12 protein-coding genes are annotated in these 12,770 nt (G+C 69.0%); 2 read left to right on the top strand and 10 right to left on the bottom strand.

The annotated features are described in order from the left end of the window. Positions 1–229: 229 nt before the first annotated feature. The 8 genes from H3H37_RS15695 to H3H37_RS15730 form a co-directional block, all read right to left on the bottom strand. Positions 230–1,252, bottom strand: coding sequence for a PLP-dependent aminotransferase family protein (locus H3H37_RS15695; RefSeq protein ID WP_182164136.1), 1,023 nt, complete (start codon positions 1,250–1,252; stop codon positions 230–232). Between the two features lie 27 nt (positions 1,253–1,279). After that, positions 1,280–3,430, bottom strand: coding sequence for a hypothetical protein (locus tag H3H37_RS15700; RefSeq protein ID WP_182164138.1), 2,151 nt, complete (start codon positions 3,428–3,430; stop codon positions 1,280–1,282). A 1-nt stretch (position 3,431) separates the two neighbouring features. After that, positions 3,432–4,745, bottom strand: coding sequence for a hypothetical protein (locus tag H3H37_RS15705; protein WP_182164140.1), 1,314 nt, complete (start codon positions 4,743–4,745; stop codon positions 3,432–3,434). A gap of 5 nt (positions 4,746–4,750) precedes the next feature. After that, a complete protein-coding gene (locus H3H37_RS15710) occupies positions 4,751–5,515 on the bottom strand; it encodes a hypothetical protein (RefSeq protein WP_182164141.1) in 765 nt (254 codons plus the stop codon). Positions 5,516–5,603: 88 nt separating this feature from the next. Beyond that, entirely contained in the window at positions 5,604–6,149 is a 546-nt protein-coding gene (locus H3H37_RS15715) for a hypothetical protein (protein ID WP_182164143.1), read from the bottom strand. Positions 6,150–6,409: 260 nt separating this feature from the next. Then, positions 6,410–7,288: a dioxygenase family protein gene (locus H3H37_RS15720; protein ID WP_182164145.1), complete on the bottom strand. Its 879-nt coding sequence runs from the start codon at positions 7,286–7,288 to the stop codon at positions 6,410–6,412. A gap of 10 nt (positions 7,289–7,298) precedes the next feature. Next, positions 7,299–8,015 carry a hypothetical protein gene (locus tag H3H37_RS15725; protein ID WP_182164147.1) on the bottom strand — a complete coding sequence of 239 codons (717 nt, stop codon included), beginning with the start codon at positions 8,013–8,015 and terminating at the stop codon, positions 7,299–7,301. 45 nt (positions 8,016–8,060) lie between these two features. After that, the gene (locus H3H37_RS15730) at positions 8,061–8,642 is read right to left on the bottom strand and encodes a Spy/CpxP family protein refolding chaperone (RefSeq protein ID WP_182164149.1); all 582 of its coding nucleotides are present in this window, start codon (positions 8,640–8,642) and stop codon (positions 8,061–8,063) included. A 187-nt stretch (positions 8,643–8,829) separates the two neighbouring features. Here H3H37_RS15730 and H3H37_RS15735 point away from each other — a divergent pair, with 187 nt between their 5' ends. Together H3H37_RS15735 and H3H37_RS15740 are read left to right on the top strand one after the other, a co-directional pair. Beyond that, positions 8,830–9,519 carry a response regulator transcription factor gene (locus tag H3H37_RS15735; protein ID WP_182164151.1) on the top strand — a complete coding sequence of 230 codons (690 nt, stop codon included), beginning with the start codon at positions 8,830–8,832 and terminating at the stop codon, positions 9,517–9,519. A gap of 3 nt (positions 9,520–9,522) precedes the next feature. Beyond that, positions 9,523–11,157 carry a sensor histidine kinase gene (locus tag H3H37_RS15740; protein WP_182164153.1) on the top strand — a complete coding sequence of 545 codons (1,635 nt, stop codon included), beginning with the start codon at positions 9,523–9,525 and terminating at the stop codon, positions 11,155–11,157. A gap of 33 nt (positions 11,158–11,190) precedes the next feature. Here the strand turns inward: H3H37_RS15740 and H3H37_RS15745 are convergent, their stop codons facing one another. Together H3H37_RS15745 and H3H37_RS15750 are read right to left on the bottom strand one after the other, a co-directional pair. Next, the gene (locus H3H37_RS15745; RefSeq protein WP_182164155.1) at positions 11,191–12,438 is read right to left on the bottom strand and encodes a TolC family protein; all 1,248 of its coding nucleotides are present in this window, start codon (positions 12,436–12,438) and stop codon (positions 11,191–11,193) included. Next, complete coding sequence (locus H3H37_RS15750) at positions 12,435–12,755, bottom strand: DUF3240 family protein (RefSeq protein WP_182164157.1); 321 nt, start codon at positions 12,753–12,755, stop codon at positions 12,435–12,437. The genes H3H37_RS15745 and H3H37_RS15750 overlap by 4 nt, the downstream gene beginning before the upstream one ends. Between the last annotated feature and the right edge of the window lie 15 nt (positions 12,756–12,770).

Genomic DNA, 12,770 nt, shown 5'->3' on the forward strand with positions numbered 1-12,770 from the left:
CAAGCCGGTGCCGTAATAGACCGGATAGTAAGACCGATGGTGCGGCCACGGATGGCCGCGATGGCCCGGATGGTGCCCGTGCGGCGGCCGTTGCCGCCATCCGCCCTTGCCACCCGCCCCGCCGGCGCGGAACACGCCCCCCCGATAGCCTCGGCCGCCGCGCTCCTGCTCCAGTTCGAACGTCCCTTCCCGCTGCGCCGCACCGCCCTGTGCAGGGAACGGCAATGTGTCAAATCTCTGGTTCATATGCATTCTCCAACAAGGTCACAAGCGCATCCAGCGCCCGCGCGATTTGCTCCGGCCGGTGGTCGGCGCGCAGCAGGAAAGTGAGCGCGCCGCACCGGCCTGTCCATTGGGCGACCGCATGGACGCCCTGTTCGGCCAATGCCGCCTGCATCCGCACGGGCGCGGCCCAAGGCGGCAACGGCAAGGTCTGGACCGGAAATACGCCGCCTTTGCATGCCATGCCGCGCAATGCCGCTCCCGCCCGAAAGCGCGCCACGTTGCGCCACAGCCGGGCGCGCAGGCGGTCGCCGCAGGTCCGGTTGATGGCCAGCGCCCGCCCCGCCGCCGCGATCACGGCCACGGATGGCGGACTGCAATGGCGCCGCACGTCGCTGCGGCTGGCCAGCCAGCCCACCAACGCGGCGCTGCCGGCCAACACCGCCAGCGGTGCGCCAAAACCCTTCGCCAGCGACGCCCCCACCAGCACACGCTGTCCGCCCACGCCGGGCTGGCGCAGCGATCCGCCGCCGCTCTTGCCCTTCACACCCAGTACCTGCGTATCGTCCAGCACCAGATAGCCATCGCAGTCCGCCGCAATACGCGCATACGCAGCCAGCGGTGGCGCGGTCTCGGCGCCAGGACAATAGCCGTCGGCCAGAATCAGCGGGCGCCGTCCCGCCTGCGCGGCCCGCCGCGCAAGCCGGCCTGCCACCTGCACCGCACCACGCGGAAACTCCTGTATCGACGCCCCCTGCAACACGGCCCGCTGCGCGCCCCAACGCGCGATCGGATAGGCGCCGCCGTCCACCAGCAACGACAGCGGCTGGTCCGCCAGCGCGCCGAACACGTCCCAGAACAGGTGCAGCGTGGACGGCAAGAGCAGCGCCGCCTCACTGCCCATCAGGCGCGCCAGCGCCGTCGCCACCTGCCGCGCACCGGGCGCTTCCTCCAACGCCGCCGGACGTCCCAGCGTCAAGGCTGGCCATCCGCCGAGCGCCGCCGACGGATGGCGCAGGCCCAGATACAAGGCACTGCAAAAGTCAGCCATGCCGCGTCAGGCCGTACCGCGAATTTGCTCGGCCAGCCGCTGGCGCAGCAGCACTGACGGAATGGTCGCCTCGGCCTGCGCGTCCACCTTCTCCACCGACAGGTCCACACCTGTGGCGGCCCGGTAGGCGTGGATATAACCCTGGACCTGCGGCCGCCAGAAACGGGCCCAGTTGAAGGCTGGTGTCGGCTCGTAGATGTCGGCCCAGGCGCCGTATCGCACCGACAGCAGCACCTGTTCCCCGAACATGGCCAGGCTGCGGAAGTGCACCACGCTGGTGTCGGTCCAGCCCTGCAGCTTCTTCATCGCATCCACCCGGTCCATCCACGGCTCCGGATAGGCCACCATCAGGCGCGTGGGCAGGAATTCGCGGAACTCGGGCCGGGCCAGCAGCCATTGCTGCATCAGCATCTCGATGCGCGCCGTGGACGGCAGGTCGCCGAACTGGTTGTGCGCCCCCTGCGACAGGATCAGGTGCACCTCCTTGAGCGCATTCAGCACGGGGAAGGCGTCGGCTTTGACGGTGGTGTCGTCGTCCTGCTTGTAGAACTGGGTGCACAGGCGCAGCAGGTGGTGGAACGCTTCCAGGAACTTGGAGCGGGTGTCGGCCGCGCGGATGTGCTGCACGGCCTTGCCGTCCAGCCGCACGCCGTAGTGGTGGTCGTACTCGTAATTACGGCGCACCACCGTCAGCCGGTGCTGTTCGTCCTGCGTGTAACCCCAGATCAGGTTGTTCAAGGGACGCAGCATGTCGATCTCGGTATTGGCCAAGGGGTCGTTCACACCGGGGCCCCGCACGTTCTGGAAGCGCTGGGTGATGGCGTTCATGGTTTGCACCAGCATGCCCTCCTCGTGCCAGTAGGACCAGATCAGCTCCAGCAGGCAGGGATTGGCCAGCTTGTCCTGCAGGATGCCGAAGCACAGGTCGGCGTCGTGCTCACGCCCTTGGGCCAGCTGGATCGGAATGTCGGGCAGCTTGCGGCGGATGATGGCCAGGTAGGGCAAGGTCGCCGTGCCGTCCACCTTCTCCAGGTAGTCGTTCAGCAGCACCGTCTCCAGGTCCTTGCCAGGCGGGATATCGCGCCGGTCCAGGTAAGCGTTGTCCTCGTCGGGATTGAAGGCCAGCGGCTTGCTCAGCACCCCGCAATTGACCATCACGAACGCTTCCGTGGCCGCCTTCAGCACGCGGTACGACTCCGCGTCCGTGAACGGCAGCGCGCGCCGGTGGCGCAAATGGTGGAAGCGGTCGGCCTTCTTCAAGAAGCGCTCGCCCTCGAAACCGGCCGGGCCGAAGGCGTTGCTGTTCGATGGTTCGGCGCAGAACAGGCTGTCGATGAAATGCAGGTAATTGGTGAAGCTCATGGCTTCGGTGCTGTTGCGGATCAGGGTCCACAGCGGCAGGTCCTCGGTCGGCTCGGTCTCCGTGCGCGACAGCGACACGCCCACATTGCCGGCGATGAGCTGCGGCGTGCGCTCCTCGGCTTCAAATTCTGTGGTCAGCGCGATCATCGCCGGCGGGCCACCCGCGCCCGACGCGCCCGGCCCGGCCACGCCGGCCAGCATGGCCGTGGCGCGCCGGCCCAACAGCATCTGGGCCTCGAAGCGCTGCACGCCGGGCCTGCGCACGGTACAGGTGAACTGGTAGTCCTCGCCGCGAACACGGGTCCACGGCGCGACCGGCACCACGTCGATATGGGAGCGCACATCGCCGCTGGCGTCGCCAAAGAAGCTTACCTGCGCCGTGACGCGGTCGCTCACGCGCGCAATGTGGCAATCGCTGGGCTGGCAATCGGGCGTCTCGAAGCTTAAGGTCACCTCAGGATCAACTTCCAGGTCGAAACACAGCAAGGCAGCGCAGCCCGCATGCACCTGCGCGCATTGGGGCGCCATGACGGGGAAATGGTCGTACACGGCGACGTAGGCCGCCGGCGGCAGGTCGGAAAAGGTGGCGTAGCCGCGCGCATCGGTGATGCGCACTTCGAGCGGCGGTTCCAGGCCGCCGTCCCAGTTGTCGGGCTCGAACCTGGCGCAGTCGCCAGTGCCGCGGTACAGGGCGATGGCGGCGTTGACGACGACCGCGCCGGTCGCCTTGTCATGCACGCTGACCTGGACCGCGCCGGGCCGGGTATCGGTGGCCGCCGGGTGCTTGGTTGTCATATCATGCTCCTTCCAGGGTGGACAAACGATGTTGATGCGCGCCGCACACGGCGCTGATGTCTAAGGTGGTACGCAGCGCCCAATGCGTGAGCAGGCGCTCCAGCAGCGCCGCCTCGGCCTCTGGCGCGAGCGTGCCGTCGGCCCGCGCCTGCCCCAGCACGGCGAAGACGAGCGAGGGCGCGGCACGGTACATGCGCGCCGGGCTCCGGTTCCAGAAGCGGAACAGCAATTGCAGCCGCGCGGGCTGGCGCGCCGCCGCGTTCATCGCCTCCAGCAGCGAGCGGCCCCGCAAGGCCGGTGGCCGGTGCTGCACCAGCAAGCCGACCAGGGCCGGCATGCTGTCCTGTAGCTGTGAGAGCACCCGCATTTGCGGCGGCGCCAGCCCGGCCGCCGGATAGTAGGATTCCCATAAGCGCTCCAGCCGCTCCCACTGCGGGTGCGGATAGACGCTGCGCCCCATGGCGCAACTGAGCTTGACGCGTATCCATGGCACCGGGTGCGGGTCGTCGCCATTGAGCCGGAACACGAACGCGCGCGGCAGGCTGACCACGCCGATCAGGCCCAGCGTCGCCACCACGCCCACCCGCAGCAGCGACCAGAAATCGGCCACGATCTCCGATATCCACCGCTCCCACAACTGCCAGGCCTGCGGCGCGCCGGCGCCACCGCGCTGCATGGCCTGCAACAGCGGCCGCACCGAGTTGACCAGGTCCAGCAGTGCCGCGCCCTGGTGCCCCACTTCATGCACCAGCGATGAGGCGATGCCGCTGCCGACCATGCGTTCGCGCGGCACCCGCACGATGGCCACCGGATTCTCACCGCCGCCAGGCAGGCGCGTGCGTGCGCGCCGGATCGCCGCGCCGGGTCCGCGATCGAGATAACAGACCACGGGCGGCGCCTGGTAGTAGGCGCCGGCCAGCGTCAACGCATCGGCCGCCACCGCATCGAGGCCGGACAGCCACACGCCGTTCTCATGCTCGCTGCGCTGGGTGATCACTTCATTGAACAGGTCGAACTGGGTCAGCGCCGCGTTGAAGCGCAGGCGCAGGAAAGTGAAGCGGCGCTGCGCGTCGGCGGCGCTGGCCGCCAGCCGGGCCGGCCCCTGCAACCACGCCAGATAGCCGCGCACCATGCCGTGCAGCTCGCGCCGGCCCCGCGCCAGGTAGCTTTCGATCGCCGTCTGCGCTTGCGGCAGCAGCGCCGCCGCCGGCACCATCGGCTCGATCAGCGCGAACGGCCGCAGGCGCTCAAGGCGCGCCTGCAATGAGCGCGCCTCCTGCGTCAGCATCCACACGGCGAATGCGCTGATGGCCATGGCGGTCAGGCTCCGTACAGGACGATCTTATGGCCATGGCGCATCCAGCGTCCCGACTGGCCCCGCCCGTGCGCGCCCGCCGGAGCGCCTCCGCCCATGCCGTGCGCGCCGCCAAAGCCGCCCGCCGCACCGCCAAAATTGCCCGCCGCGCCGCCGAACGCGCCGGACGCGCCGCCCATCGTCCCGGCGCGGGCCAGCAGGCCGGGCGCGAACTGGCGTGCCGCTGCCGTAGCCGCCGCCTGCGCGATGGCGCGCGGGTCGCCGGGTCCGCGCGCGGCGGCGGCACGGTTGACGGTATCGGCCGCCAGCCGCACGAACTGGCGCGCGCCTTCGAATTCCCGGTCCTCGCCGCTGGCCGATTCCGCCTCCAGGCCCAGCGCACCACCCGCCGCCGAGGCCAGTCCGCTACCGATCTTGGCGCCCAACGGGCCGCCGAAGTAGCCGCCGATCGCGCCACCGGCCAGCGGCAAGGCCTTCTTGGCCACGCCTTTGAGCACACCGCCGATGGCCTGGCCGATCGGCGACTTGATCACCTGCCCCGCCACCGATGCGGCCTTGCGCAGGAAGCTGCCCAGGAACTGTTCAAGCTCGGCCTCGTTACTGACCGACAGCAGTTCGTTGGCCAGTTCCATCTCCTCTGATTCCGAAAACATGCCTTGCTGGCCCATTTCGCCGCCCCACTCGCCCTGGCCGAACTCATACTGTTCCGCCTCGTAGCCGGACATTTCCTGCTGGCCGAATTCCAGCGTTGTACGATCGATGTCATGCATGGTGAACTCCCCCATCGTTGGTCAAACAACAAATGCGCGGGCGAACGGAGCGCCCGGCGCGCCACTAAGCCTGTCGGTCCGCCCCTCGTCAACAGTCGTACACGATGATGCGATTGCCGCGCCGCTGCCAGTGCCCCATCCGTCCGGCCTCGCACTGGAGTAAGCCGGGAGCATGGCTGCGTGCCGACTCGGCCAGCGCCGCAGCGACACCGGCGGGCCTGATCGCATCGGCTGCCAGCCGGATCGCCTCCCTGGCGAAGCGCACGAAGCGCTGCGCCAGTTCCAGTTCCTTGTCCTCGGGGCTCAAGCCCTCCAGCTCGATGCCGAAGATGCGGGCCGCGCGGGCGATCGGGTCGCTCTTGCCCCGCCGCCGCAACGACTCGATCACCGGCGCGCCAGGCCAGCCGTGCAGCGGCAGCACTTGCCGGGCCGCCCGCTTGAGCGCATCCCCCAGCGGCACGGGCGCGCCGCCGGCCCGCACCATCGCGTCGATGAAACGATCCAGCTGCGCCCCGCCCCGCAATTCCAGCAAACGAGCGGCCAGCGTCAGCTCATCGCCGCCGGCCAGGGTGCTGGTGCCCGATGATTCGAGAAATTCAAGCTCGGGACGGTAATCGAGCAGGCGCTGACTCATAGGTGCTCCGGTTGGACTGGCGCGGGTGCGCCCATGACCATTGCATCGCAAGCGCCATGCCAGCGCGCGCACGATGGCGCACGCGCCCAGGCGCCGAAAGCTGCTTCGTCAAACCGGTGTTTATGCGCCCTGGCGGCGAAATCGCTTTCGCCTGCGGGCTGAAGTGAAGAGGATAGGCAGGCGGGAAAACGCCCGAGTGAAGAGAATCTGGCATGCGGCGCTGGGCCGCATGCCTTCGCAGAACGACTGCCGCAAAGGCGTCAAGCGCTCACGCCGACCGTCAGGGTGACGACGTATCCATCAGTCGCATTGCCCGTCACGGCCACCATCTGCAAGGACGTGCCATCGCTGAACACGTTATCGGTCGCGTAGCTGATCTGGGCCAGATTGCGCACGCTGGCGCTGTAGCCCGCGCTCGCGTAGACCTCGTTCAGCGTCGCCATCGGGAACGTGAATTGCGACGTCTTGATCCTGTTCGCCGCGCTCACACTCTTGGCCAAGGTGGGATACACCTCGAAGTGCACATGCGGCATGCGCCCCGCGTAGCAACCGGGGAAGATGGTGCTGAAGGTGACCGTACCACTGCTGTCTGCCTCCTGCACGCCGCGCAGGTAGTTCTGGTCCGTCACGCCGCTGGAATACAGCGAATAGTTGCCGTCGCGGTCGCAGTGCCACAGATAGACGGCATACCCCGGCAGCGCCGCGCAACTGCCGTTGGCGTTCACGATCTGCAGCTTGATCGTCAACGGCACGCCGACCGCCACGGCCGTCGCGCCATTGAAGCTGCTGCGGATATCGCTACGCACCACACCCGACAGGTTGAGCACACTGGTCGTGCCGCTGCCCGTGCCGTTGCTGTTGGTGCCGTCGGCCGGGTACGGTCCGCCCGTTTCCTCAGGGATCACGGCGCAGGAACCTGCCGATCCCGTGGTGGTGCTCCCGCTGCTGCCGGACGACGCGCTGGTGCTGGTCGTGCTGGTGTCCGTGGCGGACGATCCGCCGCCGCAGCCCAGCACCGGCAGCGCCGAAGCGCCAGCCAGCAGCCAGCGCAGCGACTGGCGCCGGCTGGCCAGCATGCGCATCATCGCGGCCAGGTCGTCCGCCAGGCTGTGACCATGTGCCTCGTGGTTGATCTCCATCGCACCGCCTTCAGACAGTGGTGTTGATCAGATTGCCGCTGCTGCCGGCGCCGGACAGATTGTTCGACAGCGCTTGCAGGAAACTGGCCAGCTTGTCGTTGCTGTCCGTGCTGCCGGTGCTGCCGGTGCTGCTGCCGCCGAGTTGGTCCAGCAGGTTCTTGAACGTGCTTTCCAGGTCGGAGGTGGCGTCCGCCGATGTGGTGTCGCCGGCGCTGCTGGCGCTGGTCGAACTGGTGGAGGTCCCGCTGCCCAGCTTCGACATCAGGCTTTGCAGGTCGGACGCCAACCGCCCTGGGCCACCGGCGCCACCGGGCCCGCCCATGCCCTGGCCCTGCTGGCCTTCACCGTAAGGCGGCGGACCATCTTCATTGGCGCTGCCTTGCGCGTGCAACGCGCCCATCAGGCTTTGCAGGAAGCTTCCCAGCGCCTGCGCCACGTTGCTGCCGTCCGTCGATGAAGTGTCGCTGGTGGACGTGCTATTGCTGGTGCTACTGGTCGCACTCTCGGACGACGTGCCGCTACCGGAAGCGCTATTGGTACTGGTCACGCCAATCTCCTTGAGCGCGTTCGCAATAGCGGCCACGAAGCCGCCACCATCGGGACGGCCACCGGGCGGTGGGCCGCCGCGCACCGGGCCGCCGTCGCCAGCGCCGGACGTGGTGTTGGTCTTGTTCAGGAAACTCATTTGGCTGACAGCGCTGCCGGCGCTGAGGGCATTGATCGACATCGTCTTCTCCTTGGTTGAGGTGGCGCAAGAAATGTACAGGCGGGATTACTGGCGCGGCGCACGTGGCGCCTGGCGTGGTTGCTCCTGCGGGCGGGCGCGCTCGTCGAGCTGCTTGCGCTGCTCCGGCGTCAACAGGGCCAGCAGCTTCTGCTCGGTGCGCACGTGCTGCAGCATGATATTGGCCATCGCCTGGGCGCCTGCCTGGGCCAGCGACGCGGCCTTGGCATCGTCGTACTGCGCCGCATGCGCCAGTTCGCGCAGGGCCGCATGCGCCTTTGCGGCCGCCTTGCCCTGGTCTCGCAAGTAAGGTTCCTGTGCATGCAGGATGGCGAACACCTTGTCCTGCTGCGCCTCGCTCAAGTCCAGACCGCGCAGGAATGGCGGCTCACCGCCCATGCCGGGGGCGCCGGGCGGCATCATGCCGGGCATGGCTGGGCCGCCGTGCATGGCTTCCGGCCCGCGCATCGGGTGGCCGTCTTCCATGCCTGGACCTGCCGGATGGCCGAAGCCGGGGCCAGCGCCAGGCGCGCCATCGGCCATGGCGGCTGCGTCGGCGTTGGCGGCCAGCGGGAGGGCCAGCATCGCGGCCAGCAGCAGTGCTTGCAGATTGGTTTTCTTGATATTCATGACAGCGGTCCTTGGTTGTGCATTGGAGCCGCCATTTTCTGGCCGGGCGATGTAAAGCGCCGTTAGGACAAGGTAAATCCGTGTAAAGACGCCCATCCGCTCCGGTGTAAAAGCGGGTAAATCCGGGTCGGGGCGGCCGCCGCTTGCGTTATGATGGCCGCATCCACACCGCCCCACACCCGCTGCAATGAGCAAAGTACTGCTGATAGACGACGATATCGAACTTATAGGCATGTTCCAGGAATACCTGGAGCAGGAAGGCTTTGACGTCAAGGCTGTCCACGACGGCGAAGCCGGCACCGCCGAAGCGCTGACCGGCACCTATGCGATCGCCATCCTGGACGTGATGATGCCCCGCATGAACGGGCTGGAAACCCTGCGCCGCATCCGCAACAGCAGCCAGTTGCCGATCCTGATGCTGACGGCGCGTGGCGACGACACCGACCGCATCGTCGGCCTGGAGCTGGGCGCGGACGACTACGTGGCCAAGCCCTGCACGCCGCGCGAACTGACGGCCCGCATCCGCGCCATCCTGCGCCGGGCGCAAGCCATGCCGGCCGATGCCAGCGGCGCGGCCACGCTGACCGTCGGCCAGCTCACCATGTGGCCGGAACAGCGTCGCGCCGCCTGGGCCGGCGTCAAGCTGCAACTGACCAGCACCGAATTCAACCTGCTCGAAGTCCTGGCCCGCAACGCCGGGCGGCCCGTCAGCAAGAACACCCTGTCCGAACAGGGACTGGGACGGCCCATGGCCCGCTTCGACCGCAATATCGACGTCCATCTGAGCAGCCTGCGGCACAAGCTGGGCACCATCGCCGACGGCCGCTCCTGCCTGCAGACCGTGTACCGCCAGGGCTACCAGCTGATCAAGGAATAAGCCGTGGGCCGCCTGTTCTGGAAATTCTTCCTGTCCATCCTGCTGGCCCAACTGGCGGCCACCGTGGGCATAGGCGGCGCCGTGTGGCTCAAGAACCGCAACGCGGCCGCCAACGCCGGCACCGCCCTCGACACCAGTCCGCCGGCCGAAATGGCCATCAACTCGGCCGCCGCCACGCTCGAATTTGGCGGCGCCGGCGCGCTGCGCGGGCTGCTGGCCGCCATGCGCCACCACCGCGTGTTCGCCGTCGACGCCCAGGGCCGGGAACTGCTGGGCCGCACCGTCAGTCCGGCCATGCTGGCAGAGGCGCGGGCCTTGCTGAAAGAGGATGATGCCCGCCCCGCCGTGCGCGACGCCCACGATGGCGGCGGCCGGCATTACCTGTTATTCCTGCCCTCGCACGAGCGCCTGCGCGGCTTCGACGGCGGCTATCCCAACCCGCTGCTGGCAGGCTTGGGCGATCCACGGATGGGAGAGCCCCGCCTGGGCGAGCCGCCGCGCCACGGCCCCGGCGACGGCCCCGGCGGGCCACCGCCCATGCCACGCGGAGACGACGCGCGTCCCGCGCCCGACGGCGCCACGCCGCGCATGCCGCCGCCCGGCACAATCGGCACCACACCGCACATGCCGCCCGGCGCGATCGGCGCCGGCGGCCCGCCGCGCGCCGGTCCGCCGCCCGATGGCCACAATCCCCGCTTCCAGCCGCTGGCGCCGTATGTGCCCATCGTAGCCGCCATCCTGGCCAGCCTGTTGTTTGCGATGCTGCTGGCCTGGTATTTTTCCCGTCCGATCCGGGCGCTGCGGGCCGCGTTCGAAGCGGCCGCCGGCGGCGACCTGGCGCCGCGCTTTGTCGACGCATCCGGCAAACGCGGCACGGAGTTGAACGACCTGGGACGCGATTTCGACCGCATGACAGCGCGCCTGCGCAGCCTGATCGACGGCCAAACCCGCTTGCTGCACGACGTGTCGCACGAACTGCGCTCGCCGCTGGCCCGCCTGCAGGCGGCCATCGGGCTGGCGCATCAGCAGCCGGACAAGATGGCGTCGTCAATGGCGCGCATCGAACGCGAAAGCGTCCGCATGGACAAGCTGGTGGGCGAACTGCTCACCTTATCGCGGCTGGAGGCAGGCGCGCTGGGCGCGGGACAGGAAGAAATCAGCATGGCCGACCTGCTGCAGCAGATCGTGGACGATGCCGGTTTCGAGGCATCAAGCCACGGCCGTAGCGTGGCATGCGATGGCGAGGCGGACGTGGTGGTGACCGGTCAGGCCGACCTGCTGGCGCGCGCCATCGAGAACGTGGTGCGCAACGCCATCAAGCACAGCCCCGAGGGCGGCACGGTGGAGCTACAACTGCGCCCGCGCCCCCACGCGCGCCAGTTGTGCGTCCGTGTGCTCGATAACGGGCCCGGGGTGGCGGTGGAAGAACTGGCCTCCATCTTCCTGCCCTTCTTCCGGTCAGCCAACACACGCAACGATACGGAGGGCCATGGCCTGGGCCTCGCTATCGCCCAGCATGTGGTGCACGCGCACGGCGGCGCCATCACGGCCAGCAACCGGCCCGAAGGCGGGTTGTGCGTGGAAATCGTGCTGCCGATGGTGCAGCAGCGCGCCTCCGGGATGGACGGCGCGGCCTGACCGGGAGACGACCTACCGGCCCGGACGGCGCCATCACTCCTCGAAGGCCCACAGCATGTGCGCGTCCAGCTTCAGACGGGCGTAGGCTTGCAGCGCATCCAGCTGGGCCGTCTGGGCCGCCAGCGCCGCGTCCAGCGACTGGCGACGGGCCAGCAGCGCCTCGCTCAAGGTGACTTCACCGGCCGCATAGGCTTTCATCAGCAGCGCCGCCTGCCGTTCGCTCTGGCGGGCGATGCTGTCCATGGTTTGCCATACCTGGCGGCTGTGGCCACTGTCGAGCACCACGCGGCGCGCCGCCGCATCCACGCGGATGCGCGCCATGTCCAGCCGCTCCCTGGCCTGCTCTGCGCGCGCGGTGGCGGCGCGGGTGTCCGCGCCCCGGCCCGCGCCCGGCAAGGGCATGGACAACATCAGACCCAGCACCCGCTCCTGGCCGCCGCGCTCGCGGCTGGCGCGCACGCTCACGGTGGGATCGGGCATGCGCTCGGCGCTGGTGCGGCGTGCCTGCTGGGCCGCCAGCTGGGCCTCCGATTCCGCCAGCTCCAGCTCGTGGTTATGGCCGACGATGCTGGCCACCCAGCTGTCGGCCGTGCCTTCCGCCTCCGGGGGCACCGGCAGGTCCGCTGCCAGCGCAGCCGGCAAGCCGGGATAGTTCGACCGCAACAGCTGCTGCGCCAAGGCGCCCCGCTGGCGCGCCTGCTGCAACTGCGCCGCCACGCGCGACTGCTCCGTTTCCGCCTGCAGCTGCTCCAGCGCCGCGCCATCACCCGCCTTCACGCGTCGGACGGCGACGCGCACGAGTTCCCCCGCCAGCGCGTGCTGCTCCTCCAGCCGCGCCACCGCCACGTTCTCGCGCACGGCCGCAAACCAGTCCGTCATCAGGTTCCGTCCCGCCTCGTGCCACGCATCCTCATGGGCCGCCTGCGCCACGGCCACGCCGGTGGCGCCGATGGCCGCATCCTGGGCCGCCTTGCCAAACCAGCGCACGGGCCGTTCCAATGCCAGCTCCTGTTCGCGCCACGTGGGCCCGGCCAGCTCGTTGCGCGTACTCACGCCTGCCCGCACCGTCCATTCATGCCGCCCCGCTTCCAACCCGGCCTTGGTGGCCTGCGCCACGTCGCCCTGCAAGGCCACCTCGCGCAACTGCGGCATGGCGGCCAGTACCTGCCGCACCGTCGCTTCGGGCGGCAACAAAGACAGAGCCGGCTCGGCCGCGTGCTGGGCAAACACGGGCGCACTTGCCAGCAGCGCGCACAGGGAGAACGCCGCGATGCGCTTCATACCAGCCTCCCGAAGGCCAGCACCGGCGTCAGCCACCACGCCACTTCGGCATTGCGCAGTTCCGCCGCCAATGCGGCCACCAGCGCTTTCAAGCCGTCCACGGTGCCCACCACGTGCACCAGCTTGCGCCGGCATCGGCCCTGCACCTGTTCCAGCGTGGTGTGCAGGGTGGCGCCCTGGCCCATGCCATGCGCGTCCACCACGGAAAAGCCGGGCGCCTGCTCGGGACGCAGCAGCAGGAAATCGAGCACGTCGCCTTCCAGCGCGCCGGGGATGGCCAGCGTCAGCATGGCCTCGTAATTCGTATCGGTAGTCATGTCAGTTCTCATTTC

The sequence above is a fragment of the Rugamonas brunnea genome (assembly GCF_014042345.1).
Lineage (GTDB): Bacteria > Pseudomonadota > Gammaproteobacteria > Burkholderiales > Burkholderiaceae_D > Rugamonas > Rugamonas brunnea.

Coding starts and splice junctions, on each gene's coding strand:
- H3H37_RS15730 (WP_182164149.1), bottom strand. CDS start 8,642: ATGAATATCAAGAAAACCAATCTGCAAGCACTGCTGCTGGCCGCGATG.
- H3H37_RS15725 (WP_182164147.1), bottom strand. CDS start 8,015: ATGTCGATCAATGCCCTCAGCGCCGGCAGCGCTGTCAGCCAAATGAGT.
- H3H37_RS15705 (WP_182164140.1), bottom strand. CDS start 4,745: ATGGCCATCAGCGCATTCGCCGTGTGGATGCTGACGCAGGAGGCGCGC.
- H3H37_RS15720 (WP_182164145.1), bottom strand. CDS start 7,288: ATGGAGATCAACCACGAGGCACATGGTCACAGCCTGGCGGACGACCTG.
- H3H37_RS15745 (WP_182164155.1), bottom strand. CDS start 12,438: ATGAAGCGCATCGCGGCGTTCTCCCTGTGCGCGCTGCTGGCAAGTGCG.
- H3H37_RS15735 (WP_182164151.1), top strand. CDS start 8,830: ATGAGCAAAGTACTGCTGATAGACGACGATATCGAACTTATAGGCATG.
- H3H37_RS15750 (WP_182164157.1), bottom strand. CDS start 12,755: ATGACTACCGATACGAATTACGAGGCCATGCTGACGCTGGCCATCCCC.
- H3H37_RS15710 (WP_182164141.1), bottom strand. CDS start 5,515: ATGCATGACATCGATCGTACAACGCTGGAATTCGGCCAGCAGGAAATG.
- H3H37_RS15715 (WP_182164143.1), bottom strand. CDS start 6,149: ATGAGTCAGCGCCTGCTCGATTACCGTCCCGAGCTTGAATTTCTCGAA.
- H3H37_RS15700 (WP_182164138.1), bottom strand. CDS start 3,430: ATGACAACCAAGCACCCGGCGGCCACCGATACCCGGCCCGGCGCGGTC.